Annotated in this window: 22 protein-coding genes and 1 pseudogene; 2 read left to right on the plus strand and 21 right to left on the minus strand. The window is 46.3% G+C overall.

Annotated features, from left to right (window positions below; all coding sequences use genetic code 11):
* Positions 1–49: 49 nt before the first annotated feature.
* A complete protein-coding gene (locus tag BM097_RS08625) occupies positions 50–1030 on the minus strand; it encodes an IS3 family transposase (RefSeq protein ID WP_143084959.1) in 981 nt (326 codons plus the stop codon).
* Positions 985–1422 (minus strand): HTH domain-containing protein, encoded by a 438-nt coding sequence (locus tag BM097_RS08630; protein WP_090546715.1) that lies wholly within the window; start codon positions 1420–1422, stop codon positions 985–987. The genes BM097_RS08625 and BM097_RS08630 overlap by 46 nt, the downstream gene beginning before the upstream one ends.
* Positions 1423–2044: 622 nt before the next feature.
* Between BM097_RS08630 and BM097_RS08635 the strand changes: the two genes are divergently transcribed.
* Positions 2045–2959 (plus strand): Abi family protein, encoded by a 915-nt coding sequence (locus BM097_RS08635; RefSeq protein ID WP_177197419.1) that lies wholly within the window; start codon positions 2045–2047, stop codon positions 2957–2959.
* Positions 2960–3113: 154 nt separating this feature from the next.
* Here the strand turns inward: BM097_RS08635 and BM097_RS16675 are convergent.
* Positions 3114–3206 (minus strand): annotated as a pseudogene (locus BM097_RS16675) (Maff2 family mobile element protein); the annotation flags it as partial.
* Between the two features lie 87 nt (positions 3207–3293).
* Positions 3294–4910, minus strand: a complete 1617-nt coding sequence (locus BM097_RS08645) for a recombinase family protein (protein WP_002596236.1) — start codon at positions 4908–4910, stop codon at positions 3294–3296.
* A 225-nt stretch (positions 4911–5135) separates the two neighbouring features.
* On the opposite strand from BM097_RS08645, the gene BM097_RS08650 reads away from it, so the two are divergent.
* A complete protein-coding gene (locus BM097_RS08650; protein WP_002596235.1) occupies positions 5136–5336 on the plus strand; it encodes a hypothetical protein in 201 nt (66 codons plus the stop codon).
* A 64-nt stretch (positions 5337–5400) separates the two neighbouring features.
* Here BM097_RS08650 and BM097_RS08655 read toward each other — a convergent pair whose 3' ends face one another.
* The 17 genes from BM097_RS08655 to BM097_RS08750 form a co-directional block, all read right to left on the minus strand.
* Complete coding sequence (locus BM097_RS08655; RefSeq protein WP_002596234.1) at positions 5401–5595, minus strand: transposon-encoded TnpW family protein; 195 nt, start codon at positions 5593–5595, stop codon at positions 5401–5403.
* Positions 5596–5609: 14 nt separating this feature from the next.
* On the minus strand, positions 5610–6452 hold the full coding sequence (locus tag BM097_RS08660) for an ATP-binding protein (protein ID WP_002596233.1): 843 nt from the start codon (positions 6450–6452) through the stop codon (positions 5610–5612).
* The gene (locus tag BM097_RS08665) at positions 6449–7183 is read right to left on the minus strand and encodes a replication initiator protein A (RefSeq protein ID WP_087325174.1); all 735 of its coding nucleotides are present in this window, start codon (positions 7181–7183) and stop codon (positions 6449–6451) included. The genes BM097_RS08660 and BM097_RS08665 overlap by 4 nt, the downstream gene beginning before the upstream one ends.
* Before the next feature lie 132 nt (positions 7184–7315).
* Positions 7316–7702 carry a cysteine-rich VLP domain-containing protein gene (locus tag BM097_RS08670; RefSeq protein ID WP_002596231.1) on the minus strand — a complete coding sequence of 129 codons (387 nt, stop codon included), beginning with the start codon at positions 7700–7702 and terminating at the stop codon, positions 7316–7318.
* Positions 7692–9317, minus strand: a complete 1626-nt coding sequence (locus BM097_RS08675) for a relaxase/mobilization nuclease domain-containing protein (protein ID WP_090548144.1) — start codon at positions 9315–9317, stop codon at positions 7692–7694. Before BM097_RS08675 ends, BM097_RS08670 begins: the two co-directional genes overlap by 11 nt.
* Positions 9289–9687: a plasmid mobilization protein gene (locus BM097_RS08680; protein ID WP_002596229.1), complete on the minus strand. Its 399-nt coding sequence runs from the start codon at positions 9685–9687 to the stop codon at positions 9289–9291. The genes BM097_RS08675 and BM097_RS08680 overlap by 29 nt, the downstream gene beginning before the upstream one ends.
* 497 nt (positions 9688–10184) lie before the next feature.
* Positions 10185–10397, minus strand: coding sequence for a helix-turn-helix domain-containing protein (locus tag BM097_RS08690; RefSeq protein WP_002586615.1), 213 nt, complete (start codon positions 10395–10397; stop codon positions 10185–10187).
* A complete protein-coding gene (locus tag BM097_RS08695; protein WP_002586616.1) occupies positions 10390–10812 on the minus strand; it encodes a sigma-70 RNA polymerase sigma factor region 4 domain-containing protein in 423 nt (140 codons plus the stop codon). Before BM097_RS08695 ends, BM097_RS08690 begins: the two co-directional genes overlap by 8 nt.
* A 171-nt stretch (positions 10813–10983) precedes the next feature.
* A complete protein-coding gene (locus tag BM097_RS08705) occupies positions 10984–11751 on the minus strand; it encodes a class I SAM-dependent methyltransferase (protein WP_002586626.1) in 768 nt (255 codons plus the stop codon).
* A gap of 50 nt (positions 11752–11801) precedes the next feature.
* Positions 11802–13721, minus strand: a complete 1920-nt coding sequence (tet(W), locus tag BM097_RS08710; protein ID WP_090548148.1) for a tetracycline resistance ribosomal protection protein Tet(W) — start codon at positions 13719–13721, stop codon at positions 11802–11804.
* A gap of 645 nt (positions 13722–14366) precedes the next feature.
* Entirely contained in the window at positions 14367–14507 is a 141-nt protein-coding gene (locus BM097_RS08720; protein WP_090529987.1) for a Maff2 family mobile element protein, read from the minus strand.
* A gap of 309 nt (positions 14508–14816) precedes the next feature.
* Positions 14817–15131 carry a TfoX/Sxy family protein gene (locus BM097_RS08725; protein WP_090419341.1) on the minus strand — a complete coding sequence of 105 codons (315 nt, stop codon included), beginning with the start codon at positions 15129–15131 and terminating at the stop codon, positions 14817–14819.
* A gap of 275 nt (positions 15132–15406) precedes the next feature.
* Positions 15407–16510, minus strand: a complete 1104-nt coding sequence (locus tag BM097_RS16365) for a flavodoxin family protein (protein WP_176761895.1) — start codon at positions 16508–16510, stop codon at positions 15407–15409.
* 156 nt (positions 16511–16666) lie between these two features.
* Positions 16667–18412 carry a VirD4-like conjugal transfer protein, CD1115 family gene (locus BM097_RS08735; protein ID WP_090548150.1) on the minus strand — a complete coding sequence of 582 codons (1746 nt, stop codon included), beginning with the start codon at positions 18410–18412 and terminating at the stop codon, positions 16667–16669.
* Positions 18409–18888, minus strand: a complete 480-nt coding sequence (locus tag BM097_RS08740; protein ID WP_090548153.1) for a PcfB family protein — start codon at positions 18886–18888, stop codon at positions 18409–18411. The genes BM097_RS08735 and BM097_RS08740 overlap by 4 nt, the downstream gene beginning before the upstream one ends.
* Positions 18889–18899: 11 nt before the next feature.
* A complete protein-coding gene (locus BM097_RS08745) occupies positions 18900–19835 on the minus strand; it encodes a ParB/RepB/Spo0J family partition protein (protein WP_090548155.1) in 936 nt (311 codons plus the stop codon).
* Positions 19792–20616 carry a ParA family protein gene (locus BM097_RS08750; RefSeq protein ID WP_090548157.1) on the minus strand — a complete coding sequence of 275 codons (825 nt, stop codon included), beginning with the start codon at positions 20614–20616 and terminating at the stop codon, positions 19792–19794. Before BM097_RS08750 ends, BM097_RS08745 begins: the two co-directional genes overlap by 44 nt.
* Positions 20617–20618 lie beyond the last annotated feature (2 nt).

Below are 20618 nucleotides of genomic sequence, written 5' to 3' on the forward strand. Positions count from 1 at the left end.
TAAAGTGAACCCCTTGTCAAGGACACGGCCAATTCTTTTGGCCGTATTTTTATGTCAATGCTGATGGTAACTTATTTGTAACTATGTAATGATAGTACTCGTTAGGAGCCATTCCTTTTAATTGAGACTGATATCTGTCGTTATTATAGTAGTCCATCCAATCAGTTATTCGAAGATTCACATCATCGAACGTTTCCCAAAAAGGGATGTATGGAGCTAGTTCATCTTTCATGTGCCCAAAGAAACTTTCTTGGGGCGCGTTATCCCAGCAATTACCTCTCCTTGACATGGATTGTCTCAGATTCGAATCCTTTATTAGTTCTCTAAATTTCACACTTGTATAGTGACAACCCTGATCTGAATGAATTATCGTGGTAGCTTCTAGTGAATGCAGATGATTTTTGATTAGTATATTTACAGTTTCTAACACAAAATCTACTTCTAATGATTCACTAAGTACAAAGGATAGTACTTGCATGGTAAAAGCATCAATTATTACAGATAGATAGCAAAAGTTTTTTTGTAATCTTATGTAGGTTATATCGGTTAAAAGAACTTGGCGTGGTCCATGGCTCTTAAACTGTCTCTCAACGATGTTGGGAGCTACAACATTTGTTTTTATAGCCTTTGCCATTCGCCTGTAAGGATTAGCTTTTCTAATAGGGCACTTTAGCCCATATTTATTCATGAGCCTAAGTACTTTTTTATGGTTCATAGGAGTGCCCATCCTATTTAGTCGCATGCAAATGCTACGATATCCCTTTGCATAGCCTCTATAGTCATAGGCAATTTTTATAAGAGCAAAATCTTCCCTATCCTTTAGTTCCTTATTGTACCGTTTTTGTGCTCCATCCTCTGATATATATCGATAATAACCAGAACGAGATACTCCTGCTAGAGAGCATAGTTCTTTTACATCAAGATTGTTATATTCAGATTCGAGTTCTTTTTTTATGGCTTCGAACACTAAATATTTTTTATTTTTTAAACCTCCGGTGGATGCAAGGTATTTGAAATTTTTTTTAAAAATTCAACTTGCTGTTCTAGATGGACTACTCTGCTTTGGAGCTCTTTTAATGATGTTGAAGTCCTTTGACTATCCAAATCTTTTTCTGCAAAAGCTTTGATTCTTTCTGCTTGAGATAAGCCTTTAGGAGGTTGTAAACCTTCTGGTGATGCTGCCTCAACTAAAATCCTTTTTCGAAGATGATCTATAAATGGACGGGAAAACATTTTAGGATCATATCCAGCTGCCTTCAGTATCTTCGGACAAGTCATTCCTGGCTTATATACTTGAGACATAAAAAACTCTTTAAAAGCTAATGTGAAAGTTAGCCTATATGGGGTAACAGAGTGAGTGTATGGATTCTGTTCAAGTATGCTAATTTGTTCATCTGAGTAAACACGTTCTTTCTTCTTCATAAAAATTATCCTTCCATTGCTAATTATATCAGCAATTGACTGCCAAATCTGTGTCCACTATTGGTTTTCTAATCTTTATGAAGATAAAATCCATAGTAAAATGTGTCCACATTATGGATTCATTACAAAAAATACTTCCTAATTATTTATTAACGTGTCCACTCTATGGGGTCCATTTTAAAATATTTTTCATCCCAAATACCAAAATCTTACCTATGGGATGCATTACGCTGAAAATTATCTAAAACTCATGCATCCCTAAATCTCAAAAAGGACTATGGGATGCATTTTTCTATAATCTTCTCTAAAGCTATGCATCCCAAAAACAAAAAATCACATTTGGGATGCATAGTTCCAAAACAGACTCCATTATCATTCATCCCAAGTCTATAAGTTTCCTATCTGGGATGCATTTCTCTCTCTAGCACTATCCGTTTGTTTTTTTTACTGATGTTTAAATTGTTGGTAATCGTATTTTCATAAATTTAAAGCTCCTTTCATCATTTACTTTTAATTAAAATAATCAAATGGTATGATTATATGGAAATCATATTGGGAGGATATTACTACGAGTAATCTATTAAACAAGCCAAAGCTTACATCTCTTCAGCTCATAGAAAAAATGCGTGATGAAAAAGGTATCACCTTTAATATTATGTCTGAATCTGATGCCGAAAAATATCTACGCGAATCAAATAATTATCTTCGCACCGCAGCTTATAGAAAAAATTTTTCAAAACATTCTTCCGGTGAGCAGGAAGGTAAATACATAGATTTAGATTTTGCTTATCTTGCAGAACTTTCTTCTTTAGATATGCATCTGCGAGAAATTCTTTTCGATATGTGCGTAGATGTTGAGCATGCGCTCAAAGTATCATTAGTTACAGATATTGAGGATAATCCTCAAGAAAATGGTTATAATATCGTAACTAAGTTTTTAGCAGCATATCCTCACATTGAATCAGGTATTGCCTACAAATCAGGAAGTGCTTTTACTGGTGGACTTATTGATAAATACTTTTCTATAGATAAATCCAGCGGAAGTCCAAAAGTAACAAATATTGATTGTCCTGCTTGGGTTCTTACAGAACTTTTAAGTTTTGCAGATTTTGTATGTTTCTATAATTACTACTATTCAAGTTATGGGCTACAAAATCAGCTCAAGTACAACATAATTAATCCTGTAAGGAATTTAAGAAATGCATGTGGACATAATACTTGCTTACTTTTAGATTTACGTCCTCAGATTGGTACAACTAAACCCAATACAACTATTTCAAAATATCTATCTACTATTCCATCAATCGGAAAACGAGAACGTCAAAAAAAGCTCTCATGTAGACCAATATTTGAAATCTGTTGTTTGATTTATGCTCACAATATTTATGTCTCAAAAAGTGTAAGAACAAGGCAGTTTAATAGACTCAAAGATTTTATTCATGGTCGAATGGTTAAGAATTCTTCATACTTTAAAAACAATCTTTCCATTTCAACAACTATGGATTTTTTGACAAAACTCATTGACGCCACCATTTAAACTGTTTATACTATAGTTAACATCAAATAAACCTTTGGGTTTTTGTAAGGTCGTTGCTAATGGCAATGGCCTATTTTTTTTGAGGAAAAAGCTGGCTACATCTCTGCAACCAGCTTTCTATGTCCTCCATATTTAGTTTTTGGAACCGTTTAAATTAGAATAAGCCTGCAAGTAGTGGGATGAGCTGTGTGCCGATGAGGGCAACACCACCGCCAGCCATGGGCTGCTTCATTCCCTGCGACTTTGCTTATGTGTGATAAAGAAGCAATAGAAGTGCAAAAAATTTTGCCGTTCCTATCCGACACTTGGCCATTGTGTCGGATAGGTCGGGCGGTTATTCGGGCAAGTCAATCTTGCCGACAAAGCTGTAATAAATCTCAATGTCCTGCCTGCGGGTGCCGTTCTCATCATAGCTGCACTCATGCACCACAATTTTCTCGATCATTTCCCGCAAGAGAGTGGGGGTCAGTTCTTCAAAGGCAAGGTGCTTGCGGACAATGCCCATAAATTTCTCGGCGTTGACGGTAGCTGCCTGTGACTTGTCCAGTTCGGCTTGCAGGGCGGCGGCTCTCTTTTTCAGCTCCGCTTGCTCGGCTTCGTAGTCAGCCGACAGTTCCATGAAACGCTCATCGCTGATTTTGCCGTTTACATTGTCCTCATACAGCCGCTTGATAATGCGGCTGATTTCAGAAATGCGTTCCTGCGCCTGTTCAAGCTGCTTGATGGCTGCGGCGGTCTTTCGCTTGCCGCCGATCTCGTTCTGCTGGACAAGTAGTTTCACAAACCGGCTCTCATGCTTGGCTGCGTATTCGGTCACTTGCCGGAGATTTGCCAGGACACCAGCGGTCAACAGATCGGTGCGGATAAAGTGCGCCGTACAGTTGCGGGTGCGCTTCTTGTAGCTGCCGCAGATGTAGCAGTCCTGTTTGCGGTCTTTGTTCTGATACCGCTGCTGATACAGCACATGGCCGCAGTCGGCGCAGAACAAAATCCCGGAGAACAGCCCCACTTCATCGTAGCGGTTCGGGCGTTTGCGCTGTTTGCGTAACTCCTGCACCCGTTCCCATGTTTCCTTGTCGATGATCGGCTCATGGTGGTTCTCGAAAATGGCCTGCTTCTCGACGGGGTTCTCTATGCTGTGCTTGACCTTATAAGAAGGCTTTTCCGTTTTGAAGTTCACCAGACATCCGGTGTACTCTCGGTTTTCGAGGATATGAACGACGGTGTTGGTCGCCCATTTGCACTCATAGCCTGGGTGATAACGGCGGGTGCTGCCTGTCCGCTGATATTCCAGCGTCCCCGGCGTGGGGATTTGCTGCTCCGTCAGCATACGGGCAATCTTGGTCGGGCCGTTCCCGGCAAGGCAAAGCTGGTAAATCTGCTGCACCACCGGGGCGGCTTCCTCGTCTATAATAAAATTCTCGTCCTCGTCCATCACATAGCCGTAAACCGGCTTGCTGGTAACAGGCTTGCCGCTCATGCCTTTTGACTTTTTCACTGCCTTGATTTTCTTGCTCGTATCTCTCACCAGCCATTCATTGAACAGATTTCGCAGCGGGGTAAAATCGTTGTCCATGCCCTCGCTGGCACTGTCCACATTATCGTTGACAGCGATAAAACGCACACCCTTTTGAGGGAACAGCATTTCCGTGTAAAACCCTACCTGCAAGTAGTTTCGCCCTAACCGGCTCATGTCCTTGACGATGACCGTACCCACTTTCCCGGCTTCAATGTCCGCAAGCATGGCTTGAAATCCGGGCCGCTGGAAGTTCGCGCCGGAAAAACCGTCGTCGGTGTACCAGCGCAGATTGGTAAAGCCGTTCTGTTTTGCGTAGGTTTCGAGTATCCTTTTTTGGTTCGATATGGAATTACTCTCGCCTTGCAATTCATCCTCGTGGGACAATCTCGGATAAAGGGCGGTAATGAGGTTTTGGGTGGCTTGTCTTAACATAAAATCCTCCGTTTCCGACAGCCAGCCCCACTATTCCGTGGTTTCATTGTACCACGGAACGGCGGGGGCTGTACAGCGGCAAAAGCGTTAAATTTGCTTCTTTACAGCTTTTCAATTTTCCGATTTTTATGGTATGGGTTGTCGTCCCATATTTGCAGTAGAAAAGTTCATAACTCCGTGGTATACTCTGATTTAACAAAAAAATCAGAAGTTAAAGGAGAAAACATGAAGTATACAATAGATGAATTAACCGCGGCCAAAAGGCAAATTGATTCAACTCTGCACAAGCTAAGAGAAACAGTAAAAACATTTGAATCAAAGGATAATTCCGAGCGTTATAAATCACAAATCACATTGGCAAAGAGAAGAATAAAAGCCTTTGAAATTGCAAATTATTTTATAGAGAATGAGATTAAGAATTGCTAAAGCACTTCCGATTTTCGTTCCAGCGGTCATGCTCCCTGGCATGGCCGCTTTTCCATGCCCCGGTTCACGCCGGATAAGTCGGCTCCTGTGTAGCAGCGGCTTCCGCTTCCAGTACCCGCGCCATTTTGTCGGCGGCTGTGGTTGTGGTGTCTTTCTTGAAATAGCCGGACACGACAAGGACGGAATTGCCCATGCGGATTTCCGTCACACAGTCAGGGCGGCGGGTGGTGCGGGTGTCGTGCTGCTTGTTATCTGCCATAGGCAATACTCCTTTCAGTCGGTAATCAGTTTCTTCATGCTCTCCATTTTCCGCTTGGCGGTTTCCTGCCGGAAGTTGTCGCCGGTAAAGCGTACCGGGACGCACATGGAAAGCAGGCGGTCATAAATCCGGGAATGGGCGGTGTCCTCCGGGTTGTGCAGGTCGTCCAGCGTAAGGTTGGTCGTGACGATCAGCGGCTTGCCGCTGCGGTAACGGCTGTCAATCACATTGAACACCTGTTCCAGCCCGTATTCCGTCCCGCGTTCCATGCCGAAGTCGTCAAGGATCAGCAGCGGATAACGACAAAGGCGGGAAATGTACTCGTTGCGCCCCTCAAAGCTGGCGGCAAGGTCATTGAGGATAAGAGCAAAGTTCGTCATGCGGACGGGGATTTCTTTCTCCATGAGGGCGTTTGCGATACAGCCTGCAAGGTAGCTTTTGCCGGTGCCTACGCCGCCCCAGAACAGGCAGCCGATATTGTCTGTCCGCATATCTTCCCAATGCTCCACATACCGGCGGGCAAGCCCGGTCTGCGGGTTCCTGCCGTTGTCGTTCTCGAAAGTCCAGTCCCGCATGGTGGGGTCGGTAAAGCCCCGGCGTTTCAGTTCTTCCACGGTGTCAAGGTGTCTGCGCCGCTTTTCGGCGGCTTCCCGTTCCTCGCGGGCGGTTCTCTGGCAGTCGCACTCTGCCGGGTGGCGGTCGCGCCCGAAGATAGCGGCCTTATCCGGCGCAAAATAGGCTTCTTTCGGCTTGCGGCACTTGCCGCAGTACAGTAAACCGTCCTCGCCGGTGTAGTCCTCCGGCTCCGGGATGGTGGTCGTCATATTCTCCAAAACCGCGTTGATTTCATTCTTCATAAACTCTCGCCCTCCTTGCATGAGTAGTCTGGTATGCCCTTTTTAGGGGCTTCCTTTTTGTCGTTCCCCGCCCATATCCGCAGGGCGGCGGCATAGTTCTGGTAGCTTTTCCCGTTGGCGGCAAGGTAGCGGCTCATTTCCTCGATGAACCGTTCCAGCCTGTCAGGGTACTCTGCCTGCAACTCGTCGTATTCGGTCTGTGACAGAAAAATATTTCCATATCGGCCATAGGGCGCGGACGGCCCCCCACTCACTCCCTTTGTTTGGCTCTCTGTAAGGTTGTTTATAGTAGTTTGGTTAGGGGACGGTTTTCCGACCATCATAAGGTCGGTTTTCTGACCATCAGTAGGACGGTTTTCCGGCTCTATGAGGGGCGGACTTCCGGCCATCAGTTGGTCTGAAAACTGTACCTGTGGCACTGGCGGTACTTTGACATAAAGCCGGTTCGGTGCGGAGAAGCCGCCCCGTTCCCGTTCCAACAGCCCCGCCGTGTCCAGTTCATTAAGCGCCCCCTTGATGGTGGTGCTGCCTTTATCCAGTATTTCTGCTATCTCCGCGATGGGATAGATAATATAAATCCTGCCCTCGTCGTCCAGCCACTTGTTTTTCTGGGAGAGGGTGGAACGGTCTAACAGCAGCGAATACAGCAGCTTGGCGGTCTGTGAAATCTCCATTTTCAGCAGGAAACGGGGATACGGCAGATAGGCGGGCAGCCGCGTGTCTGCCCTGATATAATCAGCGATAGGATCACCTCCCTGTGTTCGGGTTGATTTTGGCGTATTGTCACGCATTAAAACGCCGTTTCCGGGGGAAAAGGATAAATGTATCGCGTACCCTTTGACACCCACGAAAAAAGCCTTGATTTATGCGGGTTTGAAAGGCTCTAAAGCGTGACATCTCTGCCTTTGTTTCCGCTTTCTCTCGGCGGCTTTGATTTTCTTCATGCGCCCGGCGCAGTCGGGGCAGTATTTTCCCCGGTTGGATTTGGGGACAAAGGCCGCCCCGCAGACGGCACACCGTTTCCGGCTTCCCCGGCACAAGAGGGCTGCGGCCAGCTCCCCGTCAAGGGGCAGGACAGCCACACGGAACCAGTGGCACATGAGGGAAAAGGAAATGCTCTGGACGCACACGCAAGGCTCCCCGTCGTCCAATAGCAGGCAGTTCCCCTCATCGTAGTTACAGCACTCATGTACCAGCCGCCGCGCCCGCCGGTGCTGGCGGTAGTCCATGTGGGGCAGGTTATCGCTCATGGCTCTGCTCCTTTCTGCGGTGCGGCTCGTCCCGGCGCAAAATCTGGTCGATGTTCCGCTTGACGGTCTGCAACTCCTTGAACCGCTGTTTCTGTTCGTGATAGGTGTTATACAGGCCGTCTTTCTCGGAGATAAGCTGCTCGATCTCGGCCTGCAACGCTTTCCGGGCGGGCAGCTTGGTAATGCCATGCGCCTTGAAATACCGGGCTGCTGCGTCGGCTATGATAAAATCGCTCTCATGGGCCTGCCGGTATGCGGCGCGGGCTTTCTCGGATTTCTGTGCCCGCAGCCCGTCGCGGGCGGCCTTGGTCTGGGCGTAGGCCAACACCTGCCGCTGCAACTTCTTTTTCCCTTGCAGCTTCGTTTCCAGTGCTTTCAGTTCGCCGCTGGTCTGGCGCATTTTCTGATAGGCGGTGTCAACGGCGGCTTCTAACTGCTCCGGGGAAGTAAAGCCGTATTGCTGGTAGACGGACAGCGTTTTGGCGGCCTGCTTCAGATTGTGTATCTTCGCCCAGCGTTCATAGCCCCGGCCTTTGCCCTCGGCCATTTTCTGCTCAATGTCCACAAGCCGCTGCACTCCGTCCTGTTTCGGGGCGGCTATCTCGGCTCTGGCAACCTGCAAGCGGTCTTTTATGGTGCGTGGGGGATCGGGGGATCTGGCTGGCGCTTCGGCTGCTCTGGCGGCGTTTTGCTCTAAAACGGCAAAGACAGCGGCGCGGTCAAAATCGTCGCCCAGCTTCCGGGCGGTAATTGGCTTTGTCCTGTCCGGCGTGAGGTAGGAAAGCCGCCCCCGGCTCTCCTTGACGGTCACACCCTCCTGCAGCAACAGAGAGGAAAACTCGTCAAAGCTGGCGGCGGTGGCAAGGGCTTTCCGTAGGGTCTGCCGCAGCTTCTCCTTGTTCGTTTCAAACTTGGTCTGCCGGGGCGTGATACTATCGGCAATCATGGGGGCGTTCTGCTTGTCCAGCGCGGCCTGTCCCTTTTTCTGCGCCCAATACTCCCGGTCGGTGACGCGGTTCTTGCTGCCGTTCAAGAGGTCGATTTGATAAAGCCCCTCCCGGTGGCACATCTCCATGACTTCGGATTTGAAGTAGCGCAGGGCAGCGTCGGTACATCGGTGCTTGCAGCCGACTTTCGTATCGGCCGGCCTGTCCATGTAGGGCAGGAACGGCACTTCCTCAATCCGCAGGCTGTTTATGACGATATGCACATGAATGTTGCCGCTGTGGTTATGCCCGTCCGGGTGGGTGCAGACAAGGGCCTGGTGGCCGGTAAAATGCTCTTTACAGAATTGTTCCCCCAACGCCTGCGCCCGGTCTACGGTCAGGCCGTTGTCCGGCCCGTCCCGCGGGTCAAAGCTGATGATGTAGTGGTGGCTTTTCACATCTTCCCGCCGCTGGTTTTTCTGATAGCGGAGATTGGCCCGCATACACGCAACGGCAAAATCCTCCCCGTCGCAGTTCAGCGTGGACAGCCGGTAGTCCTCGCGGGGGATAAGCCTGCCGGTTTCATCAAGGACGGGCTTCATGGTAAACTCGTCATGCTCAAAGAGAAGATATTGCTCGGCGGCTCCGTAGTCGGCGTTTTTAGAGTTGATATGCTTGAGTGTTGCCAACCGCGTCACCTACTTTCTTGAGGACTTCATACTTGAGGACGGCAAGGTCGGATATGGCGGCGCGTACCTCGCCGGAAAGGGTGTTGTAGGGTACGCCGTATTCGTTCAGATACCGGGCAATCTGATTGAGGTTGCCGCCGATCCTGCCGTACTCGGCTGTCAGCTTCCCGACAGCGGAAAGCAACTCGTCATTGACCGACGACACATGGACAACCGGGCGTATGGTCGCCCGCCGTATCGCCTGCCGGAGAAATTCGGACTGGCTGATACCATAGGGCGCAAGCCGCGCTGTGAAGTCGGCATACTCATCTTCGGACAGCCGGGTTTTCACAACGCGGCTGCGGTGGGGCGTGTTGTATTTCTTTCGCATGGTGTGACCTCCTTTCTCGCCCGTAAGGGCGCATGAGCAGGGTTTGGGGAAGGCACTCCCCAACAAGTTTCCCGCGAGGGGCAAAACTGCAGAATTGCGGATTTTGGCACCGTGGTAGAAACTTGCTCTCCGTGACTGCAAACTTTCTCTCACTTCCGTCCGCCACTTTTTTGGAAAACTGCAACCACAAAAGTTTGTTTCTCTTTTTCTGCTACTACTAATCCTGTAAAGGGCATTCCTGCCCGCTTTCGCTAAAATGACACCGGACGCAGTGGTTTCTACCCGGTGTTGGAGAAATCCTTTCTCTTTGCCCTCTACTACGGGTAAATGCTCCAAATGCCAAACACCAGGGCAGAAAAATTCCCTCCTCGCTTACTACTACAACCGGCAGGGGGCAAAATGGCCGGGAGCGGAGCCGGACAACAAAAAAAGCAGTAAATCTTTTTCAAGACTTACTGCTTTCGCTGGCCGCGTCGGTGGCGGCTGGTATTCAGTTTTTATGACTTGTCCGGTGGTTCGTCAAGCCGGAACTTGAATTGACAGTCAATTAACCGCTGCTTTACATAGTCCTCCACCTCGGCGTTGACCTGCCCGTTCACTTTTGAGAAATAGCGGATATATCCGGCGTAGTGGAGCAGGACAGCGTTCACGGCTTCTGGGTCGCCCTCACGGGCTTTGAGGATTGTTTCATAGGGGAGAAGTCTACTCATACCGGCTCACCCCCATTTCTTCGCGTAGCCGCTGCAAGGCAAGCTGGATATGCCGCCCCGCTGTGCTGCGTGACCGGCCAATACACGCGCCGATCACGCGCTGCGGCTGGCGCAGAAAGTAATAGCGCAGGATTTCTTCCCGCGTCTGCTCCGGCAAAACAGAGATCGCGTCGGCAAGGGCGGCGTTGCAGAGCAGGACGGTCTGACCGCAGACGGTAAATGGGTATTCCTCGTCCGGCTCCGACGCGGCAAACTGGACAAACTTCTCGTTCATCAGATAGTCAAGGGAAACTTGCCGTTCCCATTGCCGTTTAAGCTTCAAAATCTTGTCCAAGGCGGCACAGCGGATAACAGTCTTGCAAAAGGCGTTGTACCTGCGCTGGATATATTCTTGATAGGCTATCTGGTCGGTCATGGAAATTCCCCTTTCTGAATAATAGTGCGGGGCGGTGGCACTTCTTGCTGTCGCCCCTTGATTGCCTACCAGCAAAGGCGGGCGGGGCTGTCAACGGCTGCGCATATGCGCCGTTCATCTTGACCGTTGACTGGCTCGGCTGGGTTTGCTATTTACCCGACAAACTTGAATTTATTTTAAGCTATCACGTTTTACCTTCTTAAGCCTTACTATCATTACCATAGGAATTTCTTTGTTGGTTTTAAAACATTCTTCATAAAATCCATCAATGACAAATCCAGCTCTAAAACAAAGGTTAAAAATATCTTGTATGGAACGATGATAATAAATCTGCTCTTTCGGTTGCCCTTCAATCGCTATATCATAGTAACTGTGCGGTGTCATATATTTTTCAGTCAACGTGACAAAACAAGGGTGTTGCGTTGCAAAGACAAAAATTCCGCTTTCCTGCAACAGTTCATAAACAGCCATAAGAAGTGGTTCAATATCCGTAATATCCATAATTGCCATATTAGAAACTGCTTTCGTAAAGGCTCGATTTCTTTTTAATTCTAATATACTTTTTCTATCGGTCGCATCCGCCACACAAAATTCAATTTGTTTTGCATATTGTGATTGCCGTCTTTTAGCCAATTCTATCATTTTTTTGCTGTAATCAAAAGCGACAACCGAAGCGCCTCTTTGTGCAAGATACGAAGAATAATTTCCATTGCCACACGCAATATCCAAAATGTAATCCGCAGGATTAGGAGATAGAAGTTCCGTTACTTTGGGACGCACTACCTCTCTGTGAAATTCATTAGATTCGTCACCCATTGCATTATCCCAAAATTGTGCGTTCTCCTCCCAGATTTTTTTACTTTCCTCTGTTCCCATGTTCTCTCCCACTCCCCAAATTTGCTTTTTTGCTTCCATTAAATCTTCCTTACTATATTCCATTGTTACCCTCCATAACTTCTGATTGTTGCCGTCTTGACGATTATGTATCTTTACATTACCTTCTGAAACATATAGCGCACCTTGTCCAGGCGGCTGTTTGGACGGCGGGGCTGGATGACTGGCTTGCCGACAGCGGCCTGATACCCTTTCAGTTCTGTAAGGCATACGCTCTGCCCGTTGGTGTAAAAGGCCAGATCAGTACGGTATGCCTGTATACAGCGGGCGGGAATCTCGCCAGTAAAGACAACTTCATCCTTTTTTACCTGGACCGTTTCGATGGTGGCACAGTATTTCGGTGCATCATGATAAGCCCTGGAAAGATATTCCCGGGGCGCATAGAGGGTGAAGGAGAGATAAGGTTCCAGCAGTTGCGTCCCTGATTCCTTCAATGCCTGTTCCAATACAATCGGGGCCAATGAGCGGAAGTCCGCCGGCGTGCTGACCGGACTGTAATAAAGCCCGTATTCAAAGCAAATCTTACAGTCCGTTACGTTCCAGCCGAACAAGCCCTGCTCCAGCCCGTAACGGATACCATCCCTGACAGCGTTTTGAAAACTCTGGTTCAAGTATCCCAGCGAAACCCGGCTCTCGTATTGTACACCGGAGCCAAGCGGGAGTGGTGTAACAGACAGTCCGATGGATGCCCAAAACGGGTTGGGCGGCACCTCGATATGGATGGTGTGGCTGGCTGCTTTGAGCGGCCGCTCCATATAAATGACGGTGGGTTCCTTTACCACTGTTTCAAGCTTGTATTTTTCCGACAGCAAAGCGGAAACAACCTCCAACTGCACCCGGCCCAAAAAAGAAAGAATGATCTCATGGGTGATGGAATCCACCTCGCAGCGCAAAAGCGGGTCAGTATCCGCAAGTTGCGTAAGAGCGTCCAGCAGCCGTTCTCTTTGCGCTGCCGTTTTCGGCGCAATCGACGTCCGCAGCATGGGGAGGGGGTCCTCACGCCACCTTTTACGAGGGAGCCGGGTTGGGTCCCCTAATACATCGTTTAACCTCACGCTGTCGCTGGGAAGGATAACAATTTCACCCGGATAAGCGGTGTCTGTCCGAACAATTTCCCCTTTGGATGGAATACGCATCTCTGTGATTTTCAGCTTTTCTCTCCCGGCCAGGGCCACCGTATCCCGCAGGCGCAGCGTTCCGCTGTATAGCCGTAGATAGACACGCCGCTGGCCGCAATCTGTATACTCCACCTTGAAAACGCTGCCGCATAGGGCGGCGCTCCCCTGTTCCCCAATCGGTTGGAACAGCCCTGTCACCGCATCCATCAACGGTTGAATGCCAAGGCCCTTTTTGGCGCTGCCATAATAGACCGGGAACAGGGAGGCGTCTTGAACCCGCCGCTGTTCCTCCCGCACAAGTTTTTCCCGGCTGATTGGTTCTCCTGCGATATACTTTTCCAATAATTTATCGTTATTTTCGATGACCGCATCCCATGCTTCTATGTCGGTATTTTCCTCCAGGACTATTTCCGGGGACAGCGACACCGTCTGCTTGATGATAATATCGGCGGAGAGCTTATCCCGAACAGACTGAACCACGCTCTGCAAATCAACGCCAGCCTGGTCGATCTTGTTGATAAAGATAACGGTGGGAATGTTCATTTTCCGCAGGGCATGGAACAGAATACGGGTCTGGGCCTGCACGCCATCTTTAGCGGAGATCACCAAGATGGCCCCATCTAAAACAGCCAAAGAGCGGTACACCTCCGCCAAAAAATCCATGTGGCCGGGCGTATCCACAATGTTGACTTTACATCTGTGCCACTGGAAGGAAGTGACTGCCGCTTGAATGGTAATCCCACGCTGCCGCTCCAAAAACATGGTGTCCGTCCTCGTTGTCCCTTTTTCGACGCTCCCCGGTTCTGAAATGGCTCCGCTGGCATATAGCAGGCTCTCCGTCAAGGTCGTCTTTCCAGCGTCTACATGGGCAAGAATTCCAATATTGATTATTTTCATGTGATTGTCCTCCCTTTACTGCCCCGAAGGGCATAAAAATCCCCAGCAGTAAAATACTTTTACCACTGGGGATGATAATTTGCGGACATACACATATACAGCATACACCTGTTTGTGAGTGCTGTTTTTGGGGATATGTCAAAATTGATAAGGCAAAAGTATTCTTAAATTGGGTACAAAAAACTAAGCCCCTACAAAAGGGACTATCATAATCCTTTGTTCCCACTATTTGATTATAGTTTTATTTAAGAATACCTTGCCGCATATTTTTTACTCCTTTTCTGGAATTGAATTATTATATCACATCAGTTTTAGGAAAACAAGTATCTAAAAGAAATTTTTCTTCCCCTTATATGTAACAATCATACCGGCTTCCTAACGTTCAGAATGGTTTCTACTGTCTGCTGCGGTGTTTGGTTGGAATTGTCCAGCCAAAAGCCGATCCGTGGTGTTGTCTGCATTTTACTAAATACAAATTCAATGTATACAGAAAGAAATATATAAGGAGTGGGAGGGATTCCGCCGTAGTCGGCATTGTAGGAAAATCCAAAAGTTTAGATTTTCTCAAAATGCTTATCTTTTGGTCTTTGGTTCGGAATAGTGTAGTGCTGGCGGTCTATCTATTGTTTTCGGTTGCTTGCTTCTTTACCGTACATGAGCATTCGCACCAGGGTTATCGTTGCCGTAACCCTCAAGAAGGTTTACAACGCCCCATACTCCTAAGCCTGCTCCAAGAGCGATAACAAGTGTCTGTAATACTGTGATTGCTGAATTGAAAAATGCCATGTCTTTCTCTTCTGGTCCGGGTTTCGCTTTCTTCCTAAACGGCTTCATCATCCATCTCTTAATCTTCCTATACACCTTCTTACACCAGGATCTGATCGCCCTAAATACCTTCATCATCGTACCTTCATTCGGAAGTAGCTTCTCCCGAATTTTCCTTTCTTGAAAATGTGATTAATAGTTTCGGCTCATGTCCATTCCTTGCGCTAAAAATGGGCATAATAATAGACCAGTACGAATCATCTGGGCGTCCCCAGGTGTACTGGTCTATGTAAGGTTTTATTTAGTTTTGTCCGACAAACCTGAAGTTGTCTATTTCTTTTTCTTTGGTTCTGGAAGCTCATCATACATAGCATCCAAAAGTTCTTTTAAAAATTCTCTATTATCAACTTCATCCACCAAAAGCATTTCTTTTGCCCCTTCATAAGGGAGTTCCAACGAACCATCTGGCATCATTTCTTTTGCCGCTTTGGCATTCTTCACAAGGAAGCGATCATCATAAATGCCGCCAACAATCTTCCCCTTATAATAAATGATATACTCCCCCATCATTGCTTTATATGATATATCATCCAAATCTGAAAGTTGTTCTAAAATAAAATCTAAGTATTCTTTGCTTGATGCCATATCAATCCCCTCTGCAACCTTGAATTTGCGCGATTAACTTCCGATATTATGCACCAACTCCCTGGTAGATGGAGCGTTTTACTGTAATATATTTTCCCTATTATCTTTTATCGTACTCATGGCAGATGCCTCAATTTCCTCAGTATATTAATCTCCGCAGATGTTACAGGTATATGTACACTATCCAAGGACCAGCTCCGATAAATCTCCGGTTCCCACAACTAAGGCATCGTTCATGTTTGCAGCCGCAATCTGAATAATATGGTTTTCATGCTTCATTTAGTCTCCATTCCTCGCTTCATTCCGGAATTAGCTGCAAAGAAATACATGAAACGCGGAAATTTATATGCACTGGTGTAAATATCTGAAGAATTATCAGATTTGTTTATCCTTTCTCCGAGTGTTACAAGGCTGTCATATACATTCTTTCCCGGGCCATTGCTACCATACTTGATCACAGAACCCATCATTCCGCCACCACCAATGGCAACACCACCACAATATTCTATACCACATGCTTTGCACCAGTCCTTAACCATGCTCATAAGATTTGCAAGCTGCCTGCTTTCATAAAAGCCCATATTTGAAACAACATAGACTTTCTTGTCATAAACGCAATGCTTTTCAAAAAGCTCCATAAGTCTGACCACCTGAGATGGAAGACCGTCGACATATAAGGGCATTCCGAAAACAAGCTTCTCTCCTGTCATCAGAATATCAACAAGCTCGTCTAGCTTATTTTCGTACGAGGTCAAATTAATAATGGTCGCATCATCCACCAGTTGTCCCGCGATCACATCCAAGAACTTTTTAGAATTAGCATTCTCACCGCGAAGACTACAGTTTATGAGAATTGTCTTTCCCACAACCACTGACTCTTTTTCTTGCCCAACAACTTTCTCCGCCTGACATTCCTCGAAGCTGACATCTTCAGGCTTTGTATTAAGGTTTTTTGCTACGGCCTCCACGTACTTGCAGGCCTTCGCCTTATCTTCCACGGTAAGATCTGCCCCTCTGAACACAAATCGGATTTTCTTATGCTCTTTATATCTGGGTTTGTGATGCATTTCACCTTTATAAATGCGGAAAAAAGGTAGCAAATAGCCGATACTTCTATCCATAACATTCTTTATAAATCCGCTAAATCCACCATAGGTATATTTACTGATAATAAGAACTTCATCAGCCTCATGGATGAGTTTACCCATCTGGTCATAGCCATCCTTGATAACACACTGACCAGGAGTTTTGAGCCAGCATCCAAAACATCCAATGCAAGGCCTTATATTCCCATCATCTGAAATGATTTTCCATCCCTCATAATTAGTTGCTACTTTACTCCATTCTTCATTGTTATAATCATGAATTAAAAGTTTCATTATACTTCCCCATTTTTTTCTCCATAATAAGCTCTACATAGTGCATTTTACTGAAATATAATTTGCCTCTAAAAATTTCGATTTGTAAAAATAAGCACCTCTCCGTGCTCTAATAATCTTACCATATTACTCATTAGAAGAGGTGCCTAAATTCCATTAAATCCTAATCACATCAAACATCTCACCCTTTTTAAGCTTCAGATTCTGATGCACAAACTGTTGTATATCCAACTTATTCCTCTCATCATACTCTCCAGTCTCCCTATAAAGTGGATGCTGAGTGACATCGTATTTGTCCGACAAAAATGGACGTACACCTCGAAGCTGCAAGATGCACTTGTCGCCATCCATGACTGCGATTTCATCCACGGTCATGAGATCCTTACCACTCTTCTGAAAGTTCATAGAGTAGGATGGATTGTTGCCCCTGCTTTCACCGGTGTTATACATGTCGATGGTTTCCTTTCCAAGGAACTGGGATAAATCCTTCAGAGTGGTTGGCTCTGTACCACCAAGAAACAACTGGGAATCCATATTTCCAATGATGGTATCCGTATTGTCCTTATAGATGGCTTTCAGCTGTGACTTCGCCTGCAAGAACAGGCAAGCGCTAATCTCACGACTTCGGATAGTTGCTACCAGCTTCTCCAAGTTCGGAATTTGTCCGATATTTGCTGTCTCATCGATGAGGCATCTGACGTGGACCGGAAGTCTGCCGCCATACACATCATCGGCCTTCTCACAAAGCAGATTGAAAAGCTGACTGTAGACCATGGAAATCAAAAAATTAAAGGTAGCATCTGTATCACTCATAATGAGAAATAATGCTGTCTTTCTATCTCCTAAGGTGTCCAGTTCCAATTCATCGTAGCTTGTGATTTCTCGAAGCTCTGCAATATCAAATGGAGCAAGTCTGGCACCGCAGCTCACAAGAATAGATTTTGCTGTTTTTCCCGCTGCCAGCTTGTACTTCTTATATTGCCTTACTGCAAAGTGATTTGGACTCTTCTTTTCCAGATCATGAAACATCATATCTACTGGATTTTCATAATCCTCATCATCCTCGCGAACCTCTGAAGCATTCAGAAATTCTAGTAGCGTATTAAAGTTCTGCTCTTCCTCTGGCGCCTCATAATGGATATATCCAAATAGCGCACAATAAAGAAGAGTCTCGGCCTTCGTCCAAAATTCATCCCCGGCTTTGCCATCGCCCTTCGTATTTGCGATAAGAGTATTCACCAGTTTTAAGATGTCCTTCTCTGAGTGAATATAGGCAAATGGGTTGTAGTGCATGCTCTTTTTGAAGTTGATGGTATTAAAGATTTTCAACTTGTAGCCATGTTTCAAAAGAGTCTTACCTGCTTTGATCACCACGTCACCCTTCGGGTCTGTGACAACATAACTTGAATGCATCTGTAACAGATTCGGAAGCAGGAAAAACCTGGTCTTACCTGATCCAGAACCACCGGTTACAAGTACATTCTTATTTCTTGCATACTTTGGTTTTTTCGGGCGGCTGCTCATCATCAGTCGCTCTGTTTGGGTAAGGATGATATTATCCTTAAAGTTTGGAGCCATATATGGCTCAATGTCCTGCGCTGTACCCCATCGTGCTGTTCCATATTCTGCACCATGACGGTATTTCTTAGCATTTTTACCTCTTACATAAACAACAACCTTCATTCCAATACCAAAAGCAATACCGACCATCAAATCAAAAGGATGCAGGCTTGGAAGGAAATTCGCCATAGCTATTGGAAATGCCTGCGCTAGAGCTCCCACTTCATTTACCGCATCAATTGTCTGCGATATTCTCCAAGCCTCTCCTAGATTTGTTGCAAATAATCCCATAAGCACATACGGGATATTTAACAGGATTAGTCGTTTCTGCTTTTTGGTCATCGCGTCATCTCCTGTGTTCTGTTCTTTGCCTTGTTTGGTTGTTTCTTTGCAATCTCAATAAACTTATGAAGCTTCGCAAGCACACTTGGTCGCTCCTGCTTCTTTACCATCTTCTTGCTGTATTCGTTCACCACAGCTTCCATTGCATCGGTATCTCTGGCTTTGAAAAAAGCCGTAAACACCGGTGGCTTCTCAGAAGTATCCTTCATAACAGCGAAGTCTACACCGTACTTCTTTGCAATACGCTCAAAAGTACGAAGCCCTTCATCGCCGACTACCATGCTGGTTACTCCTTGATTCTGCTTAATCAGTTCATCGATGGATTGCTTGCCCTGGATATGCTCATCAATAGCTGCCAGCTGCTTTTTCTGCCGATGTCTCAAGTAAGCTTTCACTCCAGCAATGAATGATCTAACAGAAAGCTTTGTGGTAGTAATCGCAAGTCGGACAGTTTTCTCTTCAATCTCTTCCTGCATAGAATCACCTCCTAACGTTCCATATCCCTATTACGTTTCTTCTGCCACTGATCAAGTAGCTTGATAATGGTATCTTCCATCTGCTTGGGCGTATAAGACTTTGGGAAGTACTTCTTTAAAGTGTCATGCTTCAAAGTGACTCGATCCAAGTCCTGTTTCTTCTCCTCAGATAAGATGATGTTCATTCCCTCCTGAGTAATCTCACCATTCAAAGCTAGTTTCTTGATTCGCTGAGCCTGAGATAAAGAAGGAATCGCCTGGGCATAATCGATAGCTGAGAGAAGATCTTTCTGCTGTTCTGAATTCAAAAAAGAAAGCTCGTATGCTGGATTAAAGCCCATCATTTTATCATCTACTAATTGAAGAAGTTCTGGGTCGAGGTTGGTGAGGCGGATATAACGAGCTATCTGATTACGACTAACCCCTACTTCATCAGCCATAACCGCATCACTTCTTAACTTTGTCCCAATTTGGGACGAAGTTAAATCTCTTCGTTCGCCCTGATGTTTCATCGCATCCAACTTCATCTTAAAAGCCCATGCTCTCTCACTTGGCAGTATCTCTTCCCTTTGCAGATTCGAATCAACCATCAAAATCGTAGCTGCATCATCATCTAAATCTCTAACAATACAAGGAAGTGTCTGAAGACCTGCTATTTCACATGCATGATGTCTTCGATGTCCTGACAGGATTTCATAGCCTCCATCGCGGTCTGGTCGAACAATAGCTGGTTGCAATACACCAAACTCTTGAATGGACTCCACTGTTTTTTCCATATCAGCATCATCACGAACCTTAAAGGGATGGTTCCGAAAGGGATGCAATTCATCTAGTGGAATATCTACCACCGTATCACCATTCACTGCTTCCGCATTACCAGCCGATGCATCACCTCCAAAAATATCATCGTAACTGCTCAGCTGAATGTTTGAGCGCTCTTTCTTCATTCTTCAGCACCTCCTTTGTTAAACTCTTATAGGCTTCTGCCACCTTCCCTTTTGGATCATGAGCAAAGATACTTTTTCCTTCTGCACTGATTTCTGCAGCCCTGACGGAATGTGGAATCTCTGTCTTATAGACCTTCAGCTTGCTACCATAGGTATCGCGAATCAGGTTGCTGATATCCTTCGCATAATTTGTTCTGCCATCCACCATGGTTAACAAAATGCCATCAATCTTTAGCTTTGGATTTATCTGCCTCCTTACCTTGTTCACTGTCTGAAGCAACTGCTCCAAACCTTTGGCGGAAAGGTATTGAGCCTGCACCGGAATCACTAATTTATCCGCTGCAGCTAGCGCATTTACGGTAAGCATCCCAAGAGATGGCATGCAGTCAATCAGCACATAATCGTAATTGCCTTTTACGGAATCAATGTATTCCTTTAGCACTTGTTCTCGGCTCATGACATTTACCAGAGAGACTTCCATACCTGATAAAGAAATGTTAGCTGGCATCAAATCCACACCTTCTGGATGATGAAGAATCCCTTCTCCCGGAGCGATTGGTTCTTCCCGAAGAACCTTCGCCATAATGTCCGCCACGGTAACAGGAAGCTCATCTGCTTTGGGATGTCCAAGGCTGATGGTAAGTGAACCCTGCGGATCCATATCCACAAGCAAAACCTTCTTTCCTTCAGAGGCTAGCCCAACACCTAAGTTTTCTGTGCTTTGCGTCTTCCCGGTACCTCCCTTTTGATTAACAAGTGCAATCACCTGTGACTTACTCATTT

The organism is Pseudobutyrivibrio sp. OR37, assembly GCF_900113655.1.
Taxonomy (GTDB): domain Bacteria; phylum Bacillota; class Clostridia; order Lachnospirales; family Lachnospiraceae; genus Pseudobutyrivibrio.

Coding starts and splice junctions, on each gene's coding strand:
- BM097_RS08650 (WP_002596235.1), top strand. CDS start 5,136: ATGAAGTATACAATAGATGAATTAACCGCGGCCAAAAGGCAAATTGAT.
- BM097_RS08630 (WP_090546715.1), bottom strand. CDS start 1,422: ATGAAGAAGAAAGAACGTGTTTACTCAGATGAACAAATTAGCATACTT.
- BM097_RS08745 (WP_090548155.1), bottom strand. CDS start 19,835: ATGAAGAAAGAGCGCTCAAACATTCAGCTGAGCAGTTACGATGATATT.
- BM097_RS08670 (WP_002596231.1), bottom strand. CDS start 7,702: ATGAGCGATAACCTGCCCCACATGGACTACCGCCAGCACCGGCGGGCG.
- BM097_RS08695 (WP_002586616.1), bottom strand. CDS start 10,812: ATGACCGACCAGATAGCCTATCAAGAATATATCCAGCGCAGGTACAAC.
- BM097_RS08750 (WP_090548157.1), bottom strand. CDS start 20,616: ATGAGTAAGTCACAGGTGATTGCACTTGTTAATCAAAAGGGAGGTACC.
- BM097_RS08655 (WP_002596234.1), bottom strand. CDS start 5,595: ATGGCAGATAACAAGCAGCACGACACCCGCACCACCCGCCGCCCTGAC.
- BM097_RS08720 (WP_090529987.1), bottom strand. CDS start 14,507: ATGGCATTTTTCAATTCAGCAATCACAGTATTACAGACACTTGTTATC.
- BM097_RS08690 (WP_002586615.1), bottom strand. CDS start 10,397: ATGAGTAGACTTCTCCCCTATGAAACAATCCTCAAAGCCCGTGAGGGC.
- BM097_RS08740 (WP_090548153.1), bottom strand. CDS start 18,888: ATGCAGGAAGAGATTGAAGAGAAAACTGTCCGACTTGCGATTACTACC.
- BM097_RS08735 (WP_090548150.1), bottom strand. CDS start 18,412: ATGACCAAAAAGCAGAAACGACTAATCCTGTTAAATATCCCGTATGTG.
- BM097_RS08660 (WP_002596233.1), bottom strand. CDS start 6,452: ATGAAGAATGAAATCAACGCGGTTTTGGAGAATATGACGACCACCATC.
- BM097_RS08705 (WP_002586626.1), bottom strand. CDS start 11,751: ATGGAATATAGTAAGGAAGATTTAATGGAAGCAAAAAAGCAAATTTGG.
- BM097_RS08680 (WP_002596229.1), bottom strand. CDS start 9,687: ATGCGAAAGAAATACAACACGCCCCACCGCAGCCGCGTTGTGAAAACC.
- BM097_RS08725 (WP_090419341.1), bottom strand. CDS start 15,131: ATGGCATCAAGCAAAGAATACTTAGATTTTATTTTAGAACAACTTTCA.
- BM097_RS16365 (WP_176761895.1), bottom strand. CDS start 16,510: ATGAAACTTTTAATTCATGATTATAACAATGAAGAATGGAGTAAAGTA.
- BM097_RS08645 (WP_002596236.1), bottom strand. CDS start 4,910: ATGTTAAGACAAGCCACCCAAAACCTCATTACCGCCCTTTATCCGAGA.
- BM097_RS08635 (WP_177197419.1), top strand. CDS start 2,045: ATGCGTGATGAAAAAGGTATCACCTTTAATATTATGTCTGAATCTGAT.